Annotated in this window: 20 protein-coding genes; 10 read left to right on the top strand and 10 right to left on the bottom strand. The window is 73.6% G+C overall.

Annotated elements, in window-relative coordinates:
- The first annotated feature begins 30 nt into the window (after positions 1 to 30).
- Together FYW99_RS14850 and FYW99_RS14845 are read left to right on the top strand one after the other, a co-directional pair.
- Positions 31 to 903, top strand: coding sequence for a DUF3710 domain-containing protein (locus FYW99_RS14850; RefSeq protein ID WP_150252618.1), 873 nt, complete (start codon positions 31 to 33; stop codon positions 901 to 903).
- Between the two features lie 78 nt (positions 904 to 981).
- On the top strand, positions 982 to 1,722 hold the full coding sequence (locus tag FYW99_RS14845; protein ID WP_150252617.1) for a PIG-L deacetylase family protein: 741 nt from the start codon (positions 982 to 984) through the stop codon (positions 1,720 to 1,722).
- Positions 1,723 to 1,765: 43 nt separating this feature from the next.
- Here FYW99_RS14845 and FYW99_RS14840 read toward each other — a convergent pair whose 3' ends face one another.
- The gene (locus tag FYW99_RS14840) at positions 1,766 to 2,869 is read right to left on the bottom strand and encodes a serpin family protein (RefSeq protein ID WP_150252616.1); all 1,104 of its coding nucleotides are present in this window, start codon (positions 2,867 to 2,869) and stop codon (positions 1,766 to 1,768) included.
- A 273-nt stretch (positions 2,870 to 3,142) separates the two neighbouring features.
- Between FYW99_RS14840 and FYW99_RS14835 the strand changes: the two genes are divergently transcribed.
- Positions 3,143 to 3,982 (top strand): DUF3159 domain-containing protein, encoded by an 840-nt coding sequence (locus tag FYW99_RS14835; protein WP_150252615.1) that lies wholly within the window; start codon positions 3,143 to 3,145, stop codon positions 3,980 to 3,982.
- A gap of 119 nt (positions 3,983 to 4,101) precedes the next feature.
- Here FYW99_RS14835 and FYW99_RS14830 read toward each other — a convergent pair whose 3' ends face one another.
- On the bottom strand, positions 4,102 to 4,788 hold the full coding sequence (locus tag FYW99_RS14830; RefSeq protein WP_150252614.1) for a potassium channel family protein: 687 nt from the start codon (positions 4,786 to 4,788) through the stop codon (positions 4,102 to 4,104).
- Complete coding sequence (locus FYW99_RS14825) at positions 4,781 to 5,449, bottom strand: potassium channel family protein (RefSeq protein ID WP_150252700.1); 669 nt, start codon at positions 5,447 to 5,449, stop codon at positions 4,781 to 4,783. Before FYW99_RS14825 ends, FYW99_RS14830 begins: the two co-directional genes overlap by 8 nt.
- Before the next feature lie 218 nt (positions 5,450 to 5,667).
- Here FYW99_RS14825 and FYW99_RS14820 point away from each other — a divergent pair, with 218 nt between their 5' ends.
- On the top strand, positions 5,668 to 6,954 hold the full coding sequence (locus tag FYW99_RS14820; RefSeq protein WP_150252613.1) for a class I SAM-dependent RNA methyltransferase: 1,287 nt from the start codon (positions 5,668 to 5,670) through the stop codon (positions 6,952 to 6,954).
- Positions 6,955 to 7,063: 109 nt separating this feature from the next.
- Here the strand turns inward: FYW99_RS14820 and FYW99_RS14815 are convergent, their stop codons facing one another.
- The 5 genes from FYW99_RS14815 to FYW99_RS14795 form a co-directional block, all read right to left on the bottom strand.
- On the bottom strand, positions 7,064 to 8,011 hold the full coding sequence (locus FYW99_RS14815; protein ID WP_150252612.1) for an EamA family transporter: 948 nt from the start codon (positions 8,009 to 8,011) through the stop codon (positions 7,064 to 7,066).
- Between the two features lie 375 nt (positions 8,012 to 8,386).
- A complete protein-coding gene (locus tag FYW99_RS14810) occupies positions 8,387 to 10,003 on the bottom strand; it encodes a hypothetical protein (protein ID WP_150252611.1) in 1,617 nt (538 codons plus the stop codon).
- Positions 10,000 to 10,890: an ABC transporter ATP-binding protein gene (locus FYW99_RS14805; protein ID WP_150252610.1), complete on the bottom strand. Its 891-nt coding sequence runs from the start codon at positions 10,888 to 10,890 to the stop codon at positions 10,000 to 10,002. The genes FYW99_RS14810 and FYW99_RS14805 overlap by 4 nt, the downstream gene beginning before the upstream one ends.
- Complete coding sequence (locus FYW99_RS14800) at positions 10,887 to 11,687, bottom strand: zf-HC2 domain-containing protein (protein WP_150252609.1); 801 nt, start codon at positions 11,685 to 11,687, stop codon at positions 10,887 to 10,889. The genes FYW99_RS14805 and FYW99_RS14800 overlap by 4 nt, the downstream gene beginning before the upstream one ends.
- Positions 11,684 to 12,271, bottom strand: a complete 588-nt coding sequence (locus tag FYW99_RS14795) for an RNA polymerase sigma factor (RefSeq protein WP_150252608.1) — start codon at positions 12,269 to 12,271, stop codon at positions 11,684 to 11,686. The genes FYW99_RS14800 and FYW99_RS14795 overlap by 4 nt, the downstream gene beginning before the upstream one ends.
- Positions 12,272 to 12,408: 137 nt before the next feature.
- On the opposite strand from FYW99_RS14795, the gene FYW99_RS14790 reads away from it, so the two are divergent.
- The 3 genes from FYW99_RS14790 (at position 12,409) to FYW99_RS14780 (ending at position 17,245) form a co-directional block, all read left to right on the top strand.
- The gene (locus tag FYW99_RS14790; RefSeq protein WP_150252607.1) at positions 12,409 to 13,344 is read left to right on the top strand and encodes an LLM class F420-dependent oxidoreductase; all 936 of its coding nucleotides are present in this window, start codon (positions 12,409 to 12,411) and stop codon (positions 13,342 to 13,344) included.
- A gap of 533 nt (positions 13,345 to 13,877) precedes the next feature.
- The gene (gene acnA, locus FYW99_RS14785) at positions 13,878 to 16,601 is read left to right on the top strand and encodes an aconitate hydratase AcnA (protein ID WP_150252606.1); all 2,724 of its coding nucleotides are present in this window, start codon (positions 13,878 to 13,880) and stop codon (positions 16,599 to 16,601) included.
- A gap of 212 nt (positions 16,602 to 16,813) precedes the next feature.
- A complete protein-coding gene (locus tag FYW99_RS14780) occupies positions 16,814 to 17,245 on the top strand; it encodes an SRPBCC family protein (protein ID WP_061083624.1) in 432 nt (143 codons plus the stop codon).
- A gap of 155 nt (positions 17,246 to 17,400) precedes the next feature.
- Here the strand turns inward: FYW99_RS14780 and FYW99_RS14775 are convergent, their stop codons facing one another.
- Both FYW99_RS14775 and FYW99_RS14770 read right to left on the bottom strand, forming a co-directional pair.
- On the bottom strand, positions 17,401 to 17,664 hold the full coding sequence (locus FYW99_RS14775) for a hypothetical protein (protein ID WP_150252605.1): 264 nt from the start codon (positions 17,662 to 17,664) through the stop codon (positions 17,401 to 17,403).
- Positions 17,665 to 18,165: 501 nt separating this feature from the next.
- Entirely contained in the window at positions 18,166 to 18,417 is a 252-nt protein-coding gene (locus FYW99_RS14770) for a hypothetical protein (protein ID WP_150252604.1), read from the bottom strand.
- 347 nt (positions 18,418 to 18,764) lie between these two features.
- Between FYW99_RS14770 and FYW99_RS14765 the strand changes: the two genes are divergently transcribed.
- The 3 genes from FYW99_RS14765 (at position 18,765) to FYW99_RS14755 (ending at position 24,711) form a co-directional block, all read left to right on the top strand.
- Positions 18,765 to 20,774 carry a hypothetical protein gene (locus tag FYW99_RS14765; RefSeq protein WP_150252603.1) on the top strand — a complete coding sequence of 670 codons (2,010 nt, stop codon included), beginning with the start codon at positions 18,765 to 18,767 and terminating at the stop codon, positions 20,772 to 20,774.
- Entirely contained in the window at positions 20,764 to 22,149 is a 1,386-nt protein-coding gene (locus FYW99_RS14760) for a hypothetical protein (RefSeq protein ID WP_150252602.1), read from the top strand. Before FYW99_RS14765 ends, FYW99_RS14760 begins: the two co-directional genes overlap by 11 nt.
- Before the next feature lie 204 nt (positions 22,150 to 22,353).
- Entirely contained in the window at positions 22,354 to 24,711 is a 2,358-nt protein-coding gene (locus FYW99_RS14755) for a serine/threonine protein kinase (RefSeq protein ID WP_150252601.1), read from the top strand.
- The last annotated feature ends 64 nt before the right edge of the window (positions 24,712 to 24,775 follow it).

Here is a 24,775-nt window from a genome sequence, read left to right as displayed (position 1 = left end):
CGGGACCGACGGAAGCGAAGAGGTGAAGGCGTGTTCGGACGCCGCCGCAAGAAGCGGGACGAAGAGACCGAGAGAACGGGGACGGAGGCCGCGCCCAGGCGTGAGGGCGCCGCCGGAGCGGTCTCCTTCGGCAACGAGATCGAGCCGGAGCGCTCCCGGGAGCAGCAGCCCAAGGACGCGGACCGCCACCGCTCCTCCGGGCCGTGGGACTCCACCGAGGACGCCCCCGAGGCCAACCGGATGGACCTGGGCAGCATGCGGCTGCCCATGGAGCAGGGCACCGAGATCCAGGTGAACGTCGCCCAGGACACCCAGGGCAAGCAGAAGATCATCGGCGTCACCCTGGTACGCGGCAAGAGCGCCCTGCAGGTGCAGCCCTTCGCCGCGCCCAAGTCCTCGGGACTGTGGGACGAGATGCGCGAGGAGCTGCGCGAGCAGGTCGTCAAGCAGGGCGGCAAGGCCGAGGAGCACGACGGCACCTTCGGCCCCGAGCTCAAGGCCCTCGTCCCGGTCAAGGGCCGCACGACCGAGGACGGCAAGCAGCTCGCCCAGCGGGTGCGCTTCATCGGCGTGGACGGGCCGCGCTGGGTGCTGCGCGGCGTGATCCGCGGCGAGGGCGCCTCCAAGCCCGAGGTGATGGCCGAGGTCGAGCACCTCTTCTCCAGCATCGTGGTGGTGCGCGGAGACCACCCGGTGCCGCCCAGCGAGCTGCTGCCCATCACCGTGCCCAAGCAGATCCAGGAGAAGATGGCCGAGGCCGCCAAGACGCGCGCCGCCCAGCAGGCGGCCCAGCGCGGCAACGCGGGCCGCTCTCCCAACGGCGCCGCGCCCGGTGCGCGGCCCGGAGGGGCCGGCGGCCAGCCGGATCAGTCCGGCGGCGCGGGGGGCGCTCCGGGGGAGTAGGCCCCCCGGCGGGAGCAGGGCCCCGCATCGCCGGGGAGGTGCCGGGCAGGGCGCGCCGTCTTCCGTAGTCTGTGGCACATGACGCAGACGACGGAGAACAGCGCGCCCCGGCCGCTCCCCGAGGACTGGGACCGAGCCCTGGCGGTGGTGGCCCACCCCGACGACCTGGAGTTCGGCAGCTCCTCCGCGATCGCCCGCTGGACCGGCCAGGGCAAGGACGTGGTGGAACTGCTGGTCACCCGGGGCGAGGCGGGCATCGACACCATCGCCCCCGAGGAGTGCGCCCCGCTGCGCATGGCTGAGCAGCGCGCCTCGGCGGCGGCCGTCGGCGTGGCCGCCGTGGAGTTCCTCGACTTCCCCGACGGCACCCTGGAGTACGGGATCCCGCTGCGCGCCGCGCTGGCCGGAGCGATCCGCCGCCACCGCCCCGACGTGATCGTCTCCATCAACTTCCGCGACCACTTCCCGGGCTCGGGCGCCTTCAACCACGCCGACCACCGGGTGCTCGGCCCGGCCCTGCTGGACGCGGTCCGCGACGCCGCCAACCGGTGGGTGTTCCGCGAGCAGCTGGAGGAGGGCCTCCCACCGTGGTCGGGCGTGCGCTTGGTGGCCTTCGGCGCCTCGCCCCTGGCCGCCCACTACGTCGAGCTGAGCGAGGCCGACCTGGCTGCGGGCGTGGCGTCGCTGGACGCCCACGCCCTCTACCTGTCCAACCTGGAGGGGTTCGACCAGAAGTCCTTCCTGCCCCAGGCCGCCGCCCGGGCGGGGGAGTGGGCGGGGGTCCCCCTCGCCACCGCCTTCGAGGTGTTCGAGGTCTGAGGCGCCGCCCGCGAGCGCGGGCGGAGGTGCGGTCCCGGCGGGGTCAGGAGGCGGGACCCGGGTCCACGGGGTCGGTGACGCGGCCCAGGAACAGGACCGCCCCGCCGCGGCGCAGCACGAACACGAACGGCCGGTCCACGGTGAACCTCACCGGTTTCGGCGCCACCGCGGCCGCCCGGAGCATCATCACGGCGGTCGCGGCGGCGCCCTCGGCGCCCTTCTCGTCCACCCGCAGCACCGACTGGTGCAGGATCTCGTCGGCCCGCAGCGGCTCCGGGCTGATCCCGTCGAAGCGGGCCGCGTCCGTGGACAGGTCGCGCACGCCCAGCGCCGCCAGCGGTTCGAGGAGGGAGGTGTCGGTCTCCACCCGGAAGCGCGGCAGGGCCAGGTCCACCTGCTGGGAGGAGCGGCCGCCGTACAGGTCCGCGAGCGCGTCGGCCGTCACCGGGGCGGGGGTGGCGGAGCGCTCGTCGGGCAGCAGCACGTCCAGGGTCAGGCCGTGGTCGCCCTCCAGGCTCACCATGCTCCATCCCTGGGTCCGTGCGTGGGGCAGACGGGCCGAGCGGTGCATGGTGGGCGCCTTCCGCCTCCCCGACGGGGTGTGGAAGGTCCTGTCCAGGGTTCGGGCCGGGTCGAAGGGGTCGGGCCAGGCCAGCTTCACCCACAGCGCGTTGACCAGCAGCAGCCGCACGCCCGGGTGGATGCTGCCCGCCGGGAGCAGTTCCTCGATCAGGCCGCGGGTCACCTCCGCCACCCTGGCGTTGACCCGTGAGCGCACCCCCTCGGAGTCGTGCTCGAAGTCGGCGTGCTCCACCTCGGCTCCGGCGCGCTCGCGCACCCGGGCCGTGAAACCCGGCAGGACCTCCAGGTCGGCGGGCACGTACAGGCCGTTGAGGCTGGCCAGGTCGAGTCCTGGCTCGGCGGCCACGGCCGCGTCCAGCTCCTCCAGTTGGCCCCGCACGTCCGCGCCCAGCAGCGCCTCCAGCTCGGTCAGGGTGCGCTCCCGGGCGCCGGTGGCCAGCAGCGCCAGCACCGTGCCCACCGAGTGGGGGGACCACACGTGCGACTCTCCGGGCCGGGTCAGCACCCGGTCCAGGGCGGCGGCGAACTCCAGGTGGTCCCGGCGCGGGGACGTGCTCGTCTGCATGGGCTCCTGCTCGCTCTCGGCTCCGGCGTCTGGTCGCCAGCGTACGGAAGGCGTTCCCCGGCCGCCAGGGTGCGCCGCCGGGTGAGAAGCCGCACGCGACAAGCCCGGACCCAAGGGGACAAAGGCGGGCGGAGCGCGTTCGCGCGACCACCGCGCGTACCCCGCGGCCGGTCGCACGTCGCATAGGCTTGGGCCATCATGGCGTGCGGAACCGCGTTGGACGCCCCGCGCGGCGACGACCGAACACCGACCACCGATCCGACCGGGAGCAGGATGACTGAGCACCAGCGGGCCGCCGAGGGGGCCGCCCCGGCCACCGGGGCGGACGACAGGGCCGAGGCGCCCGCGGCGGACACCCCGGCTCCCGGAGGCGCCCCCGCCCCGGAGCGAGACAACGGTGAGGGCGCCACGGCGGTGGACCGCCCGGCGGTCACCGAGGACACGGTCGAGGCGCTCGTGCGCTCACAGCTGTCCAAGGCGCTGGGCGGCAAGCGCGGCATGGTCGAGGCGGCGGTGCCCACCCTGACCTTCACCGTCTCCTACATCGTGAGCTCGGAACTGCGGCTGTCGATCGTCCTGGGCGTGGTCGCGGCCCTGCTCCTGGGCGCGGTCCGGCTCGTGCAGCGCTCCTCGGTGCAGTACGTGCTCACCAGCCTGTTCGGCATCGGCATCGCCGCGGTCTTCGCCATGCGCAGCGGCAACGCCGCCGACGCCTTCCTGCCGGGCATCATCTACAACGCCGTCTACGCCGTGGTGCTGAGTCTGTCGGTGCTGGTGCGCTGGCCCGCGATCGGGCTGATGATCGGCCCGTTCATCGGCGACAAGGAGGACTTCACCTCCTGGCGCGCCAACCCGGCCGTGGTCACCCTGGCCTCACGCCTGACCTGGCTGCTGGTCCTGCCCTGCGTGATCCGCGTGCTCGTGCAGTACCCGCTGTGGATGGCCGACACCTACGGCTGGGCCGACACCTTCGCCCTCCTGGGCTTCTCCAAGGTCGCCATGGGCTGGCCGCTCCAGGTCGCGGCGTTCGCGGCCATGGTCTGGGTGCTGGCCCGGGGCCGCACCCCGCTGGAGGAGCGGGAACGCTCGGCCCGGGGCGAGACGGGCGACTGACGGCCTGGCCGAAGTGTTGCTGGTGTGGTGCGTGAGGTTTTGACCTGCGATGATCTTGTACTTATAGCCGAGGTCGGCGCTCGAGCCTCGCCACAAGTACAGGATCACGGCGAACGGGGCTAGTCGGCGTCGTCCGCCGAGCCCAGCAGGGACTCCAGGGTGCCCAGGACCTCGGGTTCGGCCAGGAACACCACGGTGTCGCCCACCGCCAGGGTCCGGCCGGGGTCCGGCGGGCGCACCCCGCCGGGGCCCACCACCGCCACCAGCGCCACGCCCTCGGGCAGCGACTCCGCCAGCGCCCCCTCCGGTCCGCCCGCGAACGGGCTCCTGGCGTGCAGCACCGACTCGGCGATCTCGGCGCCCGGCAGCGGCGGCAGGGAGTCCTCCCCGTCCGGGGCCTCCTCGGGGACCCCCTCGACCAGGTCGGCGATCAGCCGCGGCGGGGAGACCGCCAGGTCCACGCCCCAGGACTCGGTGAACAGCCACTCGTTGTCGGGGTCGTTGATGCGGGCGATCACCCGGCCCACCCCGAACTCGGTCTTGGCCAGCAGGGACACCACCAGGTTCACCTTGTCGTCGCTGCTGGCCGCGACGACCACGTCGAAGCCCTCCAAGCGGGCGTCCTCCAGCGTGGCCAGCTCGCAGGCGTCGGCCAGCAGCCACTCCACCTGGGGCAGGTCGTCCACGCCGATGGCGCGGGTGTCCCGGTCGATCAGCAGCACGTCGTGGCCGCTGCCCGCCAGCTCCGTGGCGATGGAGCGTCCCACGCTCCCGGCTCCCGCGATGGCGATCCGCATCTCACCCACGCCCCGTCTCGTCGTCCAGCCGCAGCCCGTCCAGGTCGCGGCCGCGGGCGACCACGTGCAGGACGTCCTCCTCCTCCAGGAGGTCATCGGACCCGGCCAGGAGGATCCGGCCCTCACGCGTCAGGTAGACCACCCGCACCGGCGCCCGCTCCTCCAGGTCGGCGACGCGGCGCCCGGCCCACCCCCGCGGCAGGTTCAGCTCGTTCATGGCCAGGGTCCCGGACGCGTCCTGCCACTCCGGTCCGGAGGTGAGCCGCCCGTCGCCCGGCACCATCCGGCGCAGGACCGCGTCGGCTGTCCAGCGCACCGTCGCCACCGTGGGGATGCCCAGCCGCTGGTAGACCTCGGCCCGGCGGGGGTCGTAGATCCGCGCGACCACGTTGTCGACGCCGAACGCCTCGCGGGCCACCCGCGCGGAGATGATGTTGGAGTTGTCCCCGTTGCTGACCGCGGCGAAGGCCCCCGCGCGGTCGATCCCGGCGGCGAGCAGGACCTCCCGGTCGTGGCCCGGGCCCCGGACCGCGTGCTTGGCCACGGAGCCGCGCAGACGCCGGAACGCCTCGGGGTCCTGGTCGATCACCGCCACCGTGTGCCCCAGGTCCACCAGGGTGTGCGCGAGGGTGGACCCCACCCGACCGCACCCCATGATCACGATGTGCACCTCGCCCGCACTCCCGTCGAGATAGCCGCCGCGCACGCCGTGGTTCCGCGTGCGCACAGTGACACCTTGGCACAGATGCGGCCGACACGCTCGGCCGCCCCGGCCGTCCACAGGCCAGCCCGGGGGGTGGGTTCCGGCAGGTAGATTGGGAACGGTTGGTGGCTGTGCGCGCAGGGTCACCCGTCACGTGACCCGACCATCTCTTGAGGACGACCGCCATGAACCGTGTGGGACAGGATTTCGAGCTGACCGTGGACGACGTCGCGCACGGGGGCTGGTGCGTGGGGCGCCACGACGACCAGGTGGTCTTCGTCCGCCACGCTCTGCCCGGCGAGCGGGTCCGCGTCCGCGTCACCGAGCAGACCTCCCGCTTCCTGCGCGGCGACGCCGTCGAGGTCCTCCAGGCCTCCCCGGACCGCGTCCAGGCCCCCTGTCCGGCCGCCGGGCCGGGCAAGTGCGGAGGCTGCGACTGGCAGCACGCCGCCCCGGAGGCGCAGCGGGCCCTCAAGGGCAAGGTCGTCGCCGACCAGCTGCGGCGCATCGCCGGGATCGACCGCGAGGTCGCGGTGGAGGAGCTGCCCGGCACCCCCGACGGCCTGGGCTGGCGCACCCGCGTGCGCTTCGCCGTGGACTCCGGCGGCCGCGCCGGACTGCGCCGCCACCGCTCCCACGACATCGAGCCCGTCGAGCGCTGCCTCATCGCCCACCCCGGTGTGACCGAGCTCGGTGTGACCGACGTCAAGTGGGAGGGCGTCCGCGAGGTGGAGGCGGTCGCCTCGGCCGCCTGCGCCGACCGCGCCGTCGTCGTCACACCGACCGGGGCCAAGCTGGACGCCCTGCCCGAACTGGGCGCCTCCAGCGCGGTGCTGCGCCGGTTCAAGGGCGGCCGCGTCCAGCAGGTGCGCGGGCGCAGGGGCGTGCGCGAGAACGCGAACGGCCGCGAGTACCGCGTCAGCGCGGGCGGCTTCTGGCAGGTGCACCCGGCGGCCGCCGAGGTGCTCACCGCCGCCGTGCTGGACGCCCTGGAGCCCAAGCCCGGTGAGACCGCCCTGGACCTGTACTGCGGGGCGGGGCTGTTCACCGGCGCGCTGGCCGCCGCGGTGGGCCCCGAGGGCCGAGCCATGGGCGTGGAGAGCGGCGCCGAGGCCGTGCGCGACGCCCGGTACAACCTCAAGGACATGGAACAGGTCCGCGTCGAGCAGGGCGACGTCGCCGCCCAGCTGCGCGAGTGGGCGGACGTGCGCGCCGACGTGGTCGTGCTGGACCCGCCCCGGGCCGGTGCGGGCGCCGAGGTGGTGCGCTCCCTGACCGGGACGCGCCCCCGCAGGGTGGCCTACGTCTCGTGCGACCCCGCCACGCTCGCCCGCGATCTGGCCGCGTTCGAGCGGGCCGAGTACCGCCTGGTGGACCTTCGCGCGTTCGACGCCTTCCCGATGACCCACCACGTGGAGTGCCTGGCGGTGCTGGAGCCGGTCCGCCCGGCCCGCCGCCACCAGGAGCGCTGACCGCGGCCTCCGCGGCCCGGCGGGGGCTGTACGACCCCGCCGGGCCGCCCCGCGTGGGGCGCCGATCGCCCGGTGCGGGGCCGGGCGGACCGGCTCCGCACCGATGGCGCTATCCGCGCCCGGGACGCCCGGCGGGTGCCCGCAGGACCGCCAGGCCCAGGGCGAGCACGGCCAGCCCCGCCCACGACACGGCGGGCAGGCGCTCACCGACCACCACCACGCCCAGCAGCGCGGCCACGGCGGGTTCGGCCAGGGTCAGGGTGGTGGCCACCGAGGCGGGGGTGTTGCGCAGCCCCTGTCCGAACAGCCGGTAGGCCAGGAACACGGTGAACACCGCCAGGTGCAGGGTCACCAGGGCGCCCTCGACCGTGGCCAGCCAGGCCGTCCCGGTGGCCAGGACCACGGGCAGCACGGCGATCCCGCCGCCGGCGAACATCGTGCCCATCACGGCGTTCGAGGAGTGGCCGCGCTGGATCAGCCGCTCGGCGATGAGCGCGTAGGCGGAGTAGGACAGTCCGGCGAGCAGGGCCAGCAGCACCCCCGCGGGGTCGGCCGCGGCCTGCGCTCCGGTCAGCTCCGAGCCCAGCACGAGCACGGCGCAGCCCAGCACCGCGGCCAGGGTCGCCGCGGTCCAGCGCGCCGTGGGCCTGGCCTGCCCGGTCATCCAGGCCAGGAGCCCGGCGAAGACCGGGGCGCTGCCCAGGGTGATCACCGTGGCGACGGCGACGCCCGCCTGGGCCACCGCGGGATAGAAGGCCAGCGGGTACCCGGCCACGGCCAGGGCGCCCAGGGCGAGCGACCAGCGGGTGGCCCGGTCGCCCCGGCGCACCAGGGCCAGGGAACCGCGCCCGGTGAGGAACAGCAGCAGGCCGCCCAGGACCAGTCCGGCGGAGCCGATGGCCGCCGCCGGGGCGCTCGCCGGGGCGAAGGAGCTGGCGGTGCCGGTGGTGCCCCACAGCACGGCCGCGGCCAGGATCGGCAGCGGGCCCCGGGTCAGGGCGGTGGCGGAGGGGGCGGGTGCCCGGGAGTCGGACACGGGGTGGGAACGTTCTGACACGGTCGTGGAGTCCTTCGTCGTCGCGTCTTGCGAGTGGTCGCGAAGCGCGGGCGCACGAGGAGGGCCGACCCGGTGGCGGCCACCGGGACGTGTCGGCCGGGCTCTTCAGGAAGAGGTGGTGGTGCGCCCGGTCAGGCGCACAGAGGGGGGAGCACGACGTGCCAGTACGGGTTCTTCATGCCTTCCATCCTACGACCGGATGTGTGTGCTGGTCGCGCGCGGGCCCCGATACGGCGGACGGACGGGGAAGCGCCGCCAGGGGTCTGCCCACGGGAAGCGGCCTCGTTTCTGGTACGGCGTACCCGGAGGCCTGGGGAGATGGGCGGTGCCGATCCAGAGCGCGGACCATGGCCGATTCGCCGACCCGGCCGCGGCTCAGTCGCACACGGGCCGGGCCCGCCACCCCGGGGCCTCCTCGTAGGTGTGGTACTCGTACTCGGGGTACAACCGCTCCCAGTCCCCGGGCCCGGCGGACGCGGTGGAGGTCTCCCGCAGGGGCGTGCCCAGCAGCCGCGCCAGCTCCCGGCTGGTCGTGCGCGGGTCGGTCAGCCTCTCCCAGTTCCGTTCCAGGATCCGGCTCACCCGCTCCTCGGGCAGGTCGGCCATGGCCAGGGAGAGCTCCAGGTCCACCGGGGAGGGCTGGTAGGCGTACAGGTGCGCGGCCAGCGTGTCCAGCGTGTCGTAGCGGGACAGGCCCTCCACGCTGGCGGCCAGCCACGCCGCCAGCAGCACGCGCGCCTGGCCGGTGCCCAGGCAGTCGGTCTCGTAGGGGTCGGGCAGGCCCAGGGCCACCCGGGCCGCGCTGCCCACCAGTTCGGTCCGCCAGTAGTGCTCCCCGCTCCCCGCGTACGCGTGGACCACCACGTCCCGGTCCCGGGGCACGTCCAGTTCCCGATGGTAGGAGAAGCTCTCCTGCCACACCACGGGCATGCGCTCGCGCGGGACCTCGGGCAGCAGGTCCATGGCCGGCCCCAGGGCGCCGTGCCAGCGCTCCACCCACGGTTCGAAGCCGGGCAGGGGACAGTAGGTGACGCCCTCCCTGGTCTGGCAGGAGGGCCCCTGCGCGCCGTGGACCCGGCTGTCGGGGATGGGGGAGTACAGCGGTTGGGCCAGGCGGCCGTGGACGACGGTGCCCACGGTGGCGGCCAGCAGCACGGCGGCCGCGCCCAGGCATGCCGCCCGGTGGGCCCGGCGGCCCCGCGCGGCCGCGGCCAGGACGGCCAGGAGGGCCACGACCAGCACCGAGTAGACCAGGTAGACGGCGGCCACGTCGGTGACGGAGGGGGCGCGCGTGTTGAAGGGGTCGAGGGCGACGCGGGCCGCCCACTCCACCCGCAGCACGGCGCCCGACAGGTCGGCGTCCACCGCGGAGACGCCGTACAGCCAGTAGGCGGGCAGGGCCAGCAGGGTCACGACCAGCGGAAGGTAGGAGTGCGTCCACGCCACCAGGGCGATGGACAGCAGCGGGCCCGCGGCCGCCAGCAGGAGGGGCGCCGGGTAGGCGTACGGGCTCAGCGTGCCCAGAAGGGGAGGGGACAGCCAGCGGTCCACCCCGGCCCACAGAACGACGAGCGCCGTGCTGACCAGTGAGGACGCCGCCATCAGGGCCAGCATCCGCCCCGTCCGGCCCAGTGGGGAGACCAGGCGCGGGGAGTAGCGGGCCTCGCGCATGGCGGGGAAGGCGACCACGGCGAACAGCATCGCGCCCACGGCCGACGCGGCGGAGTTGGCGTTGTCGTACCAGCCCTCCAGGGTGGAGGTCCGGCCCGCCCAGTCCGGGGCCACGAGCAGGTACAGGCCCACGAGGACACCCGGGACCAGAACCGGGTTGCGGGCCAGGCGGAGCGTGTTGAACCAGGTCAGACGGACGAACGTGGCCGTGTGCCGGGCTACGTGTGTCCGGGCGGTGCGCCGGCCCGGGGCCGCGGCCTCCTCCCCGGCGGGTGCCCCCTCCTCCGGGTCGGCGCCGACCGTGTGCCGGATGAGGCTCACCGCTCCCCCTGTTGCACACCGGTGAGCAGCAGGTAGGCGTCCTCCAGGCTGGGCTCGACCGGCTCCAGGCCGTCCGCGGGGCCGGGCACGGCGCCACCTGCGGGGGTGAGCACCCGGTAGCGCCCGTCGGCCAGGCGCCAGGCGGTGTACTCCCGGCCGGGGTGGCCGTCGCGCTCCCACACGTGCCCGCGCGCCCGGTCCACCAGCGTGCGGGGGGTCCCGTCGAAGACCACCCGGCCCCTGTCCAGGCACACCACGCGCTGGCACAGGGCGGCCACGTCCTCGATCTGGTGGGTGGACAGCACCACGGTGCTGCGCACGGCCAGCTCCGAGACCAGGCCGCGGAACCGGATGCGCTGCTCGGGGTCCAGACCGATGGTCGGCTCGTCCAGCAACAGCACCCCGGGGTCGCCGAGCAGGGCCGAGGCCAGGCCCAGCCGCTGGCGCATACCGCCGGACAGGCGCCGGACCCGGCTGTGGCGGCGGTCGTGGAGCCCGACCCGCTCCAGGACCCGGCGCACCTCGTCGTGGCGGGCGCGGCGTCCGCCCAGTTCCTTGAGCACCGCCATGTAGTCCAGCAGGCCGAACGCGGTGAAGTACGGGTAGAACTCGGGGTTCTGCGGCAGGTAGCCCAGGTCGCGGCGGATCTCGGTGCGCTCGGCGGCCCGCGCGGGGTCGTACCCGAACACGCGCAGTTCGCCGTCGTCGGCCTCCAGGTCGGTGGCCAGGCAGCGCAGCAGGGTGGTCTTGCCCGCGCCGTTGCGCCCCAGCAGCCCGGTCACGCCCGGGCCCAGGTCCAGGTCGACCCCGGCCAGGGCGGTGCGGGTGCCGTAGCGGTGCACCAGCCCGCGGACGCTGGCGGCGGTCCGTGTGCTCGTCGCGCTCACGCCGTCCTCACCCGCAGCAGGAGCGCGCCGAGCAGGGCGGCGAGCGCGGCCGCCCACCACATCTGGGCCTGGGGTGCGAGCAGGTGCAGCGGAGTGGCGTCCTCGGAGGTGGTCAGGACGCCCAGGGCGGTCAGCCACAGCAGTCCCACCGCGGTGCTGGCCGCGCCCAGGTGTATCCAGCGGCTGAGCACGAGGGATCCGGCGACCAGGGTGAGGGCGGGCAGCAGCCAGAACACCGCCTTCCACGGGGTGTGCGCGTGGGGCAGCAGCAGCGCCGCCGACATGCACAGGGTCAGCGCGGGCACCAGCACCGCGCAGGTCCGCAGGAACAGCAGCCGCTGGCCCGCCAGCGGCGTGACCGAGGTCAGGGAGTGGGCCGGGTCCACCCCGCGCCCGTAGGCCAGGGCCACCCCGGCCAGGGGCACCACCGGAGCGGTGAAGGTGAACATCAGCGATCCGCGCGGCAGGTGGTGCGCGGCCAGCAGGGCGGCCGTCAGCACCACGACCGTGGCCAGCAGCCAGGCCCGGTACAGGGAGGGGGTGGCGGCCAGCAGCTTGGCGGTGCCCTCGCCCAGCCCCAGCGAGGACAGCAGGGACTCGACCGGGCCGCGCCTGGGGCGGTCCACGACGTCGCGCAGGTCCTCCCAGCTCCGGGCCAGCCAGGGCTCGTCGGCGGGCAGCAGGTCGCGGCAGGGCGCGCAGTGGGTGATGTGGGCCTCCACGGACATGGCGGTGACGTCGTCGGAGCGGTGGTGGGCGTACTCGTGTGCTTGGGCAGGGGTCAGGTGCCAGCTCATGTCAGTGCCTCCCGTAGTCGCGCCTTGGCGCGCATGACCCGTGTCTTGACGGTTCCCTCGGGGATCTGGAGGATCTGCGCGGCCTCCCGGACGGTGAGTCCGTCGAGCACGGTGGCCTGGATGGCCGAGCGCAGTTCCGGCGAGAGGGAGTGCAGGGCGGCGCCCAACGGACCGTGTTCGATGTTGAGCAGCACGGTGTCCTCGGCGGAGGCGTCGCCGATGGCCTCGTAGGGTTCGGTGTCGCTGTCGGCTATCCAGCGGTTGGCGCGTTTGCGCAGCTGGGAGATGAGCTGGCGGATCGCGATGGTCCACAGCCAGGCCCCGGCGTCGGTGTCGCCGGGGCGGGGGGTGAAGGAGCCCGCGTTCCTCCACACGGCCAGGAAGGTCTCCTGGAGGGCGGCGTCGAGCTGGTCGGGGTCCGAGCACCGGTAGCGCAGCCGGGCCCGCAGCCAGGTGGCGTGCCTGCGGTGCAGGAACTCCAGAGCACGGGTCTCGCCCGCGGCGACGGCGGCCAGCAGCACCGGGTCGGTGCTGTCCGGGTTGTAGGAGGGCGCGCGGCGGCGCGCGCGGCGGAGCAGCTTCACGTGGAGGTCTATCGCGGGAGGGGCGCGTTTCGGTTCGGCGGACGGCGGACGGTGGACTGCGGGCGCGGAGGCGCCTTTTCCACGGTAACCGCGCGGCGGTTTCGGTCTGGTCCCCGGTGTGGGAGAAAATGGGGCTTATGCGTCTGAGGATCTTCCTTGAGCCCCAACAGGGGGCCACCTACGAGGACCAGCTCACCGTCGCCAGGGCCGTCGAGGACCTGGGTTTTGACGCTCTGTTCCGGTCTGACCACTATCTGCACATGGGGGATCACGTCAGCGGCCTCCCCGGGCCCACCGACGCCTGGATCACTCTCGCCGGGCTCGCCCGGGACACCTCCCGTATCCGCCTGGGCACGCTGATGACCGCGGCGACGTTCCGCTACCCCGCGCCCCTGGCGATCTCCGTCGCCCAGGTCGACCGCATGAGCGGCGGCCGGGTGGAGTTCGGCTTCGGCTCGGGCTGGTTCGAGGAGGAGCACGCGGTCTACGGGATCCCCTTCCCCGCCACCGCCCGTGAGCGCTTCGACCGCTACGAGGAGCAGCTGGACATCATCACCGGCCTGTGGTCGACCCCGGTGGGGGAGACCTTCCGCTACGAGGGCAAGCACTACCGCCTGGCGGAGGGGCCCGCGCTGCCCAAGCCGCAGCAGGGTCCGCGTCCGCCGGTGCTGATCGGCGGCACCGGACCCAAGCGCACGCCGCGCCTGGCCGCCAAGTACGCCGACGAGTACAACGTGCCCTTCAGCTCGGTCGAGGACACCTCGGCCGCCTTCGAGCGGACCCGGGCCGCCGTGCGGGCCTCGGGGCGCGGCGCTCCGATGGTCTACTCCGCCGCGCAGGTCCTGTGCGTGGGCAGGGACGAGGCGGAGGTGGCCCGGCGGGCCGAGCGGATCGGCCGCGAGGTGCCCGAGCTGCGGGAGAACGGCCTGGCGGGTACTCCGAACGAGCTGGTGGACAGGATCGGCCGCTTCGCCGAGGCGGGCGCCGAACGCATGTACCTCCAGATGCTGGACATGTCCGACCTGGACCACCTGGAGCTGGTGGCGTCGCAGGTCGCGCCGCAGCTGGACTGATCCGCAGCCCCGAACGAAGGAAGGGCTGCGCGTAGCGTCCGGGGGCGGTGGCGGGCGACGGGTGGGCACGAGCCAACCCGGTGTGGGCGCCACTGCGCCCGCTTCGACCCGGTTCCCGCTCCTTGGGCGTCCGAACACGGAGTGGAGCCCCGAAGAGGCACATCGAGGGGGCGGTCGCACACCGCTGGCGGCCGCCCGATAACTTGATATCGAGATACAAGTTAGATACCTTGACATCAAGATAACAGCGGGGTTCCCCTCGGCCCGCTCCCGGTTCGGGTGTGTGAAGTTGACCGCTTGACCGCACCCGGGCCGGACAACGTGGGCGCCCGCTACCAGTGGGCTGCCCGGCCGGTGGCGAGTGGTGTCGTCGCAGGCCACGGCGGGCCTGACGGAGGCCGGGAGGCAGGCGGAGGTCACTTCCGCGGCCCTTCGCCCCCGGTGTTCGGTCAGGGCGGCCTCAGTAGGTCCCGCATCCGCCCCATGAGGCAGGATGCTGGGAACGTAAGTGGCGAGATCAGGAGGCAGACACCGTGTCCGCGAACAGCTTCGGCGCCCGTGACACGTTGCGCGTTGGCGACGAGTCGTACGAGATCTTCCGTCTGGAGACCGTTGAGGGTTCCAGGCGGCTTCCCTACAGCCTGAAGGTGCTGCTGGAGAACCTCCTGCGCACCGAGGACGGTGCGAACGTCACCGCCGACCACATCCGGGCCCTGGGCGGCTGGGACCCCAAGGCCCAGCCCAACCAGGAGATCCAGTTCACCCCCGCGCGGGTGATCATGCAGGACTTCACCGGCGTTCCCTGCGTCGTCGACCTCGCCACCATGCGCGAGGCCGTGCGCGAGCTGGGCGGCGACCCGGACAAGATCAACCCGCTCGCCCCCGCCGAGCTGGTGATCGACCACTCCGTCGTCGTCGACCTCTTCGGCCGTCCCGACGCCTTCGAGCGCAACGTCGAGATCGAGTACGAGCGCAACTACGAGCGCTACAAGTTCCTGCGCTGGGGCCAGACCGCCTTCGACGAGTTCAAGGTCGTCCCGCCCGGCACCGGCATCGTGCACCAGGCCAACATCGAGCACCTGGCGCGCGTCACCATGAGCCGCGGCGGCCAGGCCTACCCCGACACCTGCGTCGGCACCGACTCGCACACCACCATGCAGAACGGCCTGGGCATCCTGGGCTGGGGCGTGGGCGGCATCGAGGCCGAGGCCGCCATGCTCGGCCAGCCGATCTCCATGCTCATCCCGCGCGTGGTCGGCTTCAAGCTGACCGGTGAGCTCCAGCCCGGCACCACCGCCACCGACCTGGTGCTCACCATCACCGAGAAGCTGCGCCAGCACGGCGTGGTCGGCAAGTTCGTCGAGTTCTACGGCGAGGGCGTGGCCTCCGTGCCGCTGGCCAACCGCGCCACCATCGGCAACATGAGCCCGGAGTTCGGCTCCACCGCCGCGATCTTCCCGATCGACGACGAGACCATCCGGTACATGAAGCTGACCGGCCGCTCCGAGCAGCAGGTGGCCCTGACCGAGGCCTACGCCAAGGCCAACGGCTTCTGGCACGACCCGGCCAACGAGCCCGAGTTCTCCGAGTACCTGGAACTCGACCTGGCCGAGGTGGTCCCCTCCATCGCCGGTCCCAAGCGCCCGCAGGACCGCATCGCGCTGTCGGAGGCCAAGAGCACCTGGCGCCACGACGTGCGCAACTACGTCGAGGACGAGGTCGACGAGGCGGGCGAGGAGTCCTTCCCGGCCTCCGACGCCCCGTCCCCGGCCGCCAACGGCGCCCGTCCGCACAAGGCCGTCAAGGTCACCATGGCCGACGGGACCGAGACCGAGATCGACCACGGCGCCGTGGTGATCGCCGCGATCACCTCCTGCACCAACACCTCCAACCCCTCGGTCATGCTGGGCGCCGCCCTGCTGGCCAAGAAGGCGGTGGAGAAGGGCCTGACCCGCAAGCCGTGGGTCAAGACCTCCATGGCCCCGGGCTCCAAGGTCGTCACCGACTACTACGAGCGCTCCGGCCTGACCCCGTACCTGGACAAGCTGGGCTTCAACCTGGTCGGATACGGCTGCACCACCTGCATCGGCAACTCCGGCCCGCTGCCGGAGGAGATCTCCCAGGCCGTCCAGGACAACGACCTGGCCGTCTCCGCGGTCCTGTCCGGCAACCGCAACTTCGAGGGCCGGATCAACCCGGACGTGAAGATGAACTACCTGGCCTCGCCGCCGCTGGTGGTCGCCTACGCGCTGGCCGGGTCGCTGGACGTGGACATCACCACGGAGCCGCTGGGCATCGACAAGGACGGCGAGCCCGTCTTCCTGGCCGACATCTGGCCGAGCGCCGAGGAGATCCAGCAGGTCATGGACTCCGCGATCGCCTCGGACATGTACGAGTCCGCGTACTCGGACGTGTTCGCCGGTGACGAGCGCTGGCGTTCGCTGCCCACCCCGACGGGCAACACCTTCGAGTGGGAGGGCGAGTCGACCTACGTCCGCAAGCCCCCCTACTTCGAGGGCATGGAGACCACCCCGGCCCCGGTCACCGACATCACCGGCGCCCGGGTCCTGGCCAAGCTGGGAGACTCGGTCACCACCGACCACATCTCCCCGGCCGGCGCCATCAAGCCGGGCACCCCCGCGGCCGAGTACCTCAAGGCCAACGGTGTGGAGCGCCGCGACTTCAACTCCTACGGTTCGCGCCGCGGCAACCACGAGGTGATGATCCGGGGCACGTTCGCCAACATCCGCCTGCGCAACCAGATCGCGCCGGGCACCGAGGGCGGCTACACCCGTGACTTCACCCAGCCCGAGGGCCCGGTGTCGTTCATCTACGACGCCGCCCGCAACTACGCCGACCAGGAGATCCCGCTGGTCGTCCTGGGCGGCAAGGAGTACGGTTCCGGCTCCTCGCGCGACTGGGCGGCCAAGGGCACCAGCCTGCTGGGCGTGCGCGCGGTCATCACCGAGTCCTACGAGCGCATCCACCGCTCGAACCTGATCGGCATGGGCGTCCTGCCGCTCCAGTTCCCCGAGGGCCAGTCCGCCGACTCCCTCGGCCTGACCGGCGAGGAGACCTTCTCCATCACCGGTGTGACCGAGCTGAACGAGGGCGGTATCCCGGAGACGGTGAAGGTCAGCACCGACACCGGCGTGGAGTTCGACGCCGTGGTGCGCATCGACACCCCCGGCGAGGCCGACTACTACCGCAACGGCGGCATCCTGCAGTACGTGCTGCGCCAGCTGATCGCCAAGTAGGCGGGTCCGCGCACGGGTGAGCCCGTGCGCGGGCACCCCACGCGGTTCCGCGGGGCCGCCACCGTCCGAGCGACGGTGGCGGCCCCGCTTGCGTTCGCCCCTCCCTCCGCGGAAGGTAACGAAAAGGTATAGCCAGCGTGGTTTGCCCGCGTCGGGTCGGGTAGCGGCACCGGTAAGGAACGAACGCAAGCTACGGCGAAGGAACCGGATCAATGTCAGAGATCATCGAGACGGTGGAGGTCGACGTCCCGGTCACCGCCGCCTACGCCCAGTGGACGAGGTTCGAGGAGTTCCCCGCCTTCATGGAGGGGGTCGACAAGGTCGTCCGCACCGGTGACGGGCACATGCTCTGGACCATCGAGATCGGCGGCCAGAAGAGGGACTTCGAGGCCGTGGTCACCGAACAGGTCCCCGGGGAGCGGATCGCCTGGAAGACCACGGACGGTACGACCCACGCCGGGGTGGTGACCTTCCACCGCCTGTCCGACACCAGCAGCAGGATCACCCTCCAGCTCAAGACCGTCCCGGAGGGCGTGGTCGAGCAGCTCGGAGACAAGCTCGGCCTGGTCAAGACCCGCGCCAAGGGCGACATGAAGCGCTTCAAGGCCTTCGTCGAGCCCGGCAGGGAGAACCCGACCGGCTGACACGGCGCCGGGCTCGGGCCCGGCACCTGCCCCGGTCCCCCCACCGCCGCGGAGGCGGCGGGGGGACCGGCCCGTGTCCGGGGCGGACCGTCCCGGACACGCGGACTCCCGGCGCCGCCGTGCGGCGCCGGGAGCCGTCCCTCGCGTCCGGTGTGTCAGTGGCTGCCGCTGCTGACGCTGGAGTGGTACGCCCCGTGGGGGCCGGCGTGCGACCAGGAGTGGTAGTACCAGCTGTGGCCGTGGTGGTGGCCGTGCCCGCTGCCGGACTTGACCACGTAGCTGTACGCCCCGTCGGAACCCGCCCCCGACCAGCTGGACGAGTAGTAGCTGTCCGCCGAGGCCAGGGCCGGGGCCCCGAGCGCCAGGACGGGTGCGGCGACGACGGTGAACGCGAAGCGGCGCAGGGTCTTCCTCTGCATGGTGGTGGGTTCCCTTCGAAGCTCGGTTCGGGGAGCGGCCGTGCGGATGCGGTTGCCTCCAGCCGCGCTGTCGGCGCATCGCTGGACGCGTGGTTCCGCCCGACTTTGTCCTCTTTGTGCCTTTTGTCTTCTTTATTCATCCTGACGCCGGAGCAGCCCAAGAGGGAACACCAGGGACCTGCGTAAACACCAAAATCGAGATGTCGCGCCCCGGGTGCGCGCGAAGCGTCGCCGGGGAGCCGGGGAGGTGGCGGCATCCGCGTGGTGGCCCGGATTCCGCACGGCAGGACCTCCGGGAGCGCCCGTGAGGGCGGCGGGAGGAGGGCCCGCGGCGGCGGTGGAGGGTAAATCCCGGACATCTCACTCCCACCGCGACCCCACGTGGCCCCCCCGTGTCCGGGGCGGACCGTCCCGGACGCACGTGGTTCCGCTCCGCCCCGGACACGCGAACTCCCGGCGCCGCCGTGCGGCACCGGGAGTCGTCCTCGGGAGTCGGCGACCCTAGCCGGCGCCGCTCTCGGTCTCGGAGGAGTAGGCGCCGCCCTCACCGGCGACGCTGAAGGACTCCTCGAACCAGGACTTGCCGTCACCGGCGAAGGCCTCGAGCTCGTAGTGGAACGCACCGCTGGAGTTGGCTCCGCTGGACTCCGCCTCGTAGTACGCGTCCGCCGAGGCCAGGGCCGGGGCCCCGAACGCCAGGGCGGGTGCGGCGACGGCCGTGATCGCGATGCGGCGCAGGGTCTTCTTCTGCATGACAGTGGGTTTCCCTTCGTGGCTTGGTGCGGGGACTCCGACGCCGTGCGGGCGGTCTCAGGTCGACGCCGTCCGCGAGGTGCGAAAGCGCGTGGAACCACCGGGCGTTCTCCCCGCTTCCCAGCCTGCGGCCGAGCAGGCCAAAGGGGAACACCAGAAAGCTGACTAAACTCCAAAATCGGGACATTCAGCAAAAAAGCGTGTGCGGAGCGTACCGAAGCCGACGGGCGCGGCGTCCGTATCCCGGGCGGGACGGGCTTTCCCGGGTCTTCCGTCCCGTCCGCGTCCGGGGCCGCGGACGGGTCCCACCCCGGCTGATGTCCGTAAACCTCCGCTATGCTCACCGCATGCCCGGCCCCACCAGCCCCCGTTTCCGGCTCATCCCGGCCGTCGTCCTCCCGGTGCTGCTGATCCTCCTCCCGGTCCTCGGTGCCACCCCCGCCTCGGCGCAGCCCGAGCCCGAAGCCGGGACCCGCGAGGAGCACGCGACCCCCGCGGAGCACTACGCCGCGCTGCTCACCGAGCAGCCCGAGGGCGCCGCCGTGGTCGTGGACGACGCCCTGGCCGGCCGGTACGACCTGGAGGAGCTGGAGGCCGACCTCCACGACTCCTTCGGCGCACTGGACGTGCCCTACCACGTCGTCGCCAGCCCCTTCCCCGGCGCGGAGCCACAGTGGGGAGGGGACATGCTGCCCTCCCTGGCCGACCGCGTCGGTGCGGACGGCCTCTACGTCCTCCTCCAGCCCGACAGCGTTCCCCTGGCCCGGGCCGCGGGCGTCGACCTCCCGGTGGAGGCCGCCTCCGACACGGTCCGCTACTCACCCGAGCTGGACTACTACGGCGCCCCGCTCGACGAGGCCGCCGACGCCTTCACGGCGGCCCTGGCCGACCCGGACGCGCAGGCCACGGCCAACCGCCTCCGGCAGGAGTACTCCGCCGAGCAGGAGGCCTACCGGGGCCCCACGGCCTGGGAGGAGTTCCTGGGGGACCTGGACCCGACCACGTCGGTCGGGCCCAACAACCTCGGCTTCCTGGTCAGCACCGCGACCGGCGCGCTGCTCACCCTGTCCCTCTTCCACGTGTGGTGGACACGCCGCAGGGGCGGCAGCACGGTCGCCGCGGTCGCGGTCGCCTCGGTGTTCGGGCTGGCCCTGCCCGCCGCCGGTGTGGCCGGAGCCCTGTACTACATGGACAGCGTGCCCCTGGACGCCAACGAACGCCCCGACCCCCTGGAGCAGGCCCGGTCGCAGCCGCCCTACGTGACCTCCACCGTGCGCGTGGAACGGGTGGTGGACGGGCTCGGCGGCGGCCCCCTCTACGTGGACCCCCTGAGCCCACTGTCCCGCGAGGGGCTCGCGGACGTCGCCGAGCGGGCGGAGCGCTCCTCCGTCCCGGTGTACGCGGTCCTCCTGCCGATGGCCGACACCGACGAGAGCGAGGGCGACCCGGCGCGGTTCGCGCACGCGATGCGCCACGTCCTGGGCGAGGACGGCGTCTACGCGGTCATCACCCAGGAGTCCTACGAGGAGACGCCCGAGACGACCGTGCTCGCCTTCGGCACCGGCCTGGAGTCCTACTACCTGGACCGGGCACTGGACGAGGGCGGTGCCACGACCCCGGCGCAGGAACTCGGCCTGCTGCTGGATGCGGTCGAACAGCTCCCGCGCGACCCGGAGGCGGGGGACCCGCTGCCGCCGGACACCTCGGTGACCGTTCCCGAACCGCGTACGGCGCGCTTCTGGGAGGACTTCTGGGCCGGGGCGCTGTTCCTGGGCCCCATGCTCGGCGCGATCCTGCTGGGCGCGGTGCTGGGAACGGCGGCCCTGGTGCGGGGTTCGCGCGGGATGCGCGAACGCCAGCCCTCCCCGCGCGCCCTGCGCCGCACCGCCGAGCGCGAGCGCGCGCGGCTGGCCGCCCTGGTCTCCTCCGACCGGGCCGAGCGCCTCCCGGGCTCGATGATGCCCCCGGTCGAGGCGGCGCTGATGGTCATGGACGCCGACCCCGACGACCTCGACCTGGTCGGCGTGGCGGTCGTCTCCCGCAGGGCGCACGCCGCGCTGGAGGACCCCGGGTCCGTGGACCTCTCCCCGTGCATGGTCAACCCCCTGCACGGACCCGCCACGGCGTTCAGGCGCGCCGGTCCGCGGGAGCGGCGGGGCCTGTTCCCCGTGTGCCGGGCGTGCGCCGCCCTGACCGAGCAGCAGCGCACGGTCGCCGTGCTGCGCGTGCGCGACGGTGGGGGGACGCGGCGGGACCACCTGTCGATGAACGAACGCGCGTGGGTCCAGTACCGCTTCGGGGCCAAGAACCCCGCACGCATGGCCGAGAGGGTCCTGGAGGAGATCGATGCCCGCTGATTCCCCGCTGGCCCGGTACGCGGCGCGGGCGCTGGTCGCGTCCTGCGCGGTGCTGCTCCTGTGCCCCGCGACCGGGGCCCTGGCCCAGGACCTGGACGCGCAGGACCCGGACGCGCAGGGCCAGGGTGACCGCACCCAGACCATCGCCGACGCGCTGGAGGAGTCGCCGGTCTACGTCGACCCCGCCTACGAGTCCGCCTTCCCGGCCGAGGACCAGGAGCGCGTCGCCGGGGTCATCGAGTCCTCCGGCCTGGAGCTGTACGTGATCGCGGTGCCTTTGACGGACGGCGACGCCTGGGGCGGGGACGCGGCCACGCTCGTGTCGGTCGTGCACGACCGCAGGGGCGGCGGCGAGGGGCACTACCTGGCCTACGAGGAGGTGTCGGGGTACCACGGGGCGGACTTCGGCCCCGGCGCCCAGGACGCGGCCCCCGCGCACCACGGGGCCCTGGCCGCCTCCTACGGGACGGACTTCGACGGCTCCATGCTCCAGCAGGCCGACGCGGCCGTGGAGGCCGCGCTGTCCGACGACCCCCGCGCGGCCTACGAGGCGGCCCTCCAGGCCTACGAGGAGGCCAACCCCCAGATCACGGACCCGGGTGCGAATGCCGGGCAGGAGGCCGGCACAGGGCCGGGGGCGGCTTCGGGCACGGGGTCCGGCCCGCTGATCGCGGTCGGGGCCGTGGTCGCGGTCCTGCTCGCGCTCGTGCTGGCGCTGCTCGTGCGCAACCGCCTCACCGCGCGCCGGGGCAGGCGCAGGGCGGCCTCGATCACCCAGCACGCGGCCTTCGACAACGCCGACCGCGCCCAGCTGGACTCCCTGGTCGAACAGGGCGAGCGCGACCTCATCGAGGTGGGCGAGCGCCTGAGCCGCATGGACGCGGGCTCGGGGACGGACGCCAGGTCGGGGCAGAGCCTCCAGCGCGCCCTGGACGCCCGCTCCGCCGCCGCCGCGGTCCACGACCGGATGGCCGCCGGGGGAGCCACCCTGCCCGACGCGGTGGGCGTGCTCGTGCTGCTCGACATCGCCGAGGACGCGCTGGAGAGCGCGGCCAGGGGCTCGCGCTCCGCCGTCCGGCGCCGCCACTGCTACGCCAACCCGCTGCACGGCACGAACACCAAGGTGACGCCCTGGCGGGAGTTCGGCGGCACGCGCACCATCCGCGTCCCGCTGTGCCCCGACTGCGCCAGGGCCGTCCGCGACCGGGTGCGCCCCGTCGTCCTGCCCGCCGAGCACGGCGGCGACACGGTGCCCTACTACGAGGTGCCCGCCGAGGAGAGCGTGTGGGCCGCCACCGGCTACGGCACGCTCACCGACGACCTCGTCCAGCGCGTCCAGCGCGGCGACCACCGGCCCCGGGAGCGCGACCGCTGACGGCCCGGACGTGACGCGGGCGGGTATTCGGACGGGCACGGGGAGAGAACGTTTCGCCCCCGCACGGCATCGGACCACAGGGAACGGGACTTCGGTGCCCGCCCATGTCCCCGGGTCCGGGCCGACCGAAACGTGACTATAGTTCCCACGGGCCCGTCATGGGCCCACCGGGGGAAGCGATGACGACGGATACGGGGTGGCCTGGTGGAGGACCAGCACGTCCAGAAGGGTAACGGCGGGGCGGGCCAGCCCCCCGGCCGCACGGCGGGGAACTACCGGCTGGTGCGGTCGCTGGGGCGCGGCGGTTTCGGCGAGGTGTTCCTCGGAGAGGACCCCGACGGCGGCCGCGCCGCGGTCAAGATCCTGCACGCCAGCTGGGCGGGGGATCCGGAGATGCGCCGCCGCTTCAGCACCGAGGTCGAGCAGGCCCGGCGGGTGAGCGGCTTCTGCATCGCCGCGATCCTGGACGCCGACCCCGGGGCCGCCGAGCCGTGGATCGCCACCGAGTTCATCGACGGCCCCACGCTCCAGCGCGCCGTGGCCACCCAAGGCCCGCGCGGCGGCGTCGAACTGCACCGCCTGGCCATCTCCACGGCCACCGCGCTGGCCGCGATCCACGCGGCCGGGGTCGTGCACCGCGACCTCAAACCCGACAACATCATGCTGGCCCCGGACGGCCCGCGGGTGATCGACTTCGGCATCGCCCGCGCGGTCGAGACCACCTCGGTCACCGCCAGTGGTGTGGTGGGCACGATCGGGTACATGGCGCCCGAGCAGCTGGAGGGCATGCGGCTGACCTCGGCGGTGGACATCTTCTCCTGGGGTTCGGTGATGGTCTACGCCGCCACCGGGCACGAGGCCTTCCCCGGCCCCACCCAGGCCTCCCGCATCGCCCGGATCCTGGGCGGCGAGCCCGACCTGGGCCCCCTCACCGAACCGCTCGCCGGGATCGTCCGCGCCTGCCTGGACAAGGACCCCGACCGGCGCCCCGACGCCACCACCCTGCTCAACCAGCTGGTCTCCGCACCCGCCGAGGGCACGGCCGCGCGCTCGGCGGTCCCGGCGCGGTCGGGCGACGGCGGCACCCGGGTCCTGCCCCCGTCCGACGTACGCACCCGGGTGGAGACGGACCCCACCCGGGTCGCCCCCGACGAGCACCCGCGGACCCGCCCCACCCGAGTGGCTCCTCCGGTTCCGGTGGACCCGACCCGGGTCGCTCCCGCGGACTCTGCGGGGGTGGACGCGACCCGCGCCTACACGCAGATGGCCCCGGGCGCCGCCGCGGCCGGTCTGGCGCCGCCGACCGCACCGTCGTACTCCACGACTCCGCCGCCCTACTCCCCGCCCTCCGCCGCGGGCGCGGTGAACGGTGCCCACACGCCGCCGTCCCACCCCTCGCTGTCCGGGGCGGGTCCGGCCAGCGGCCTCCACACCTCGCCGCCGTACCGGTCGGGCGTGCCCCCGTACCACTTCCACGGCATCCGGTTCACCGACCCGGGCGACCTGGCCGAGGCCATGCAGCAGAACTGGAGCGCGGCCGTCCAGGTCTTCAGCGACCCGGCCGAACGTGCGGCCCTGGGCGCCTGGCTCGTCAACGACCTGGGCGACACCACGGTGGACCGGTCCCTGTTCCGGGGGCACGTCAACAACGACGCCAACCTGGCGCTGGCCTCGTTCGTCTCGCAGCTGCGCCCCGACCTGCCGCCGATCTTCCGCGGCCGGGGTGCCACCGTGGCCGAGCTGGGCGAGATGTTCGACGACCCGCGCCCCCTGCTGACCGGCGCGCCCAAGGCCAACGAGATGGTCCTGATGGCCCGCCCGGGCGTGCTCAGGACCATGGGCGCCCACCACGGCGCCGACTCCGCAGACCTGATGCGCCTCGCCGAGCAGCTCGACGAGGCCGAGCGGGCCGCCAACGCCTTCCAGGAGCAGCTCACCGGCGAACTGGAGGGTTGGCGCGCGGCGCGCGTCAGCGTGAGCGCGGCCCTCATCCTGGCCTTCCTGCTGCGCCCCGAGCGCCTGGTGCCGCCCGGCGACGGCGGCGACACGGGCCTGGGGGAGTGGGTGTCGATCCTCTGGAGCCGAGTCGAGGGTGCGCCGGTGCCCGTCAGCGCCGGTTACGCGGCCGTGGTCTACGGCGCCCTGTCGACCATGCGGTCGCTGGCCGAGCAGCGGCGGAGCTGGGAGACCCGGCACAACAAGGTCAGTGCCGACCACGCCGACCTGCGCCGCGGGGTGAGGCTCCAGGAGCGGCTGCTCCTGGGCCTGCGGATCTGCCGGTTCGCCATCTTCGGCATCCCCGCCGGTCTGCTCGCCGGGATGGCGGCGGGCAACGGCATGGAGGGGATCGCGGGCCTGCTCATGTCCGTGGGCGTGTTCGGCCTGGTCGGGGCGATCGCCCTGGAGGTGACCGTGCGGATCGTCTCCGGCGGCGTGGCCCGGCGCAACCAGCGCTCCCACGAGCTCAACGGCGCGGCGGCGCAGCTGCCGCAGCTGACGTCGGGCGTCGCCCGCATCCAGGGCGACCTGTGCAGGGCCAGGGAGATCTGCGGGCGGCGCTGACCCGCGCGCCGTGCCGACCGCGCTCCGGGGCCGGCGCGGCTTCCACCGCCCCGCGCGGCGACCG

Origin of the sequence: Nocardiopsis deserti, assembly GCF_008638355.1 — a bacterium.
Taxonomy (GTDB): domain Bacteria; phylum Actinomycetota; class Actinomycetes; order Streptosporangiales; family Streptosporangiaceae; genus Nocardiopsis; species Nocardiopsis alborubida.
Note: the sequence above shows the minus strand (reverse complement) of the source record. Positions and strands in the feature narration are given on the sequence as shown.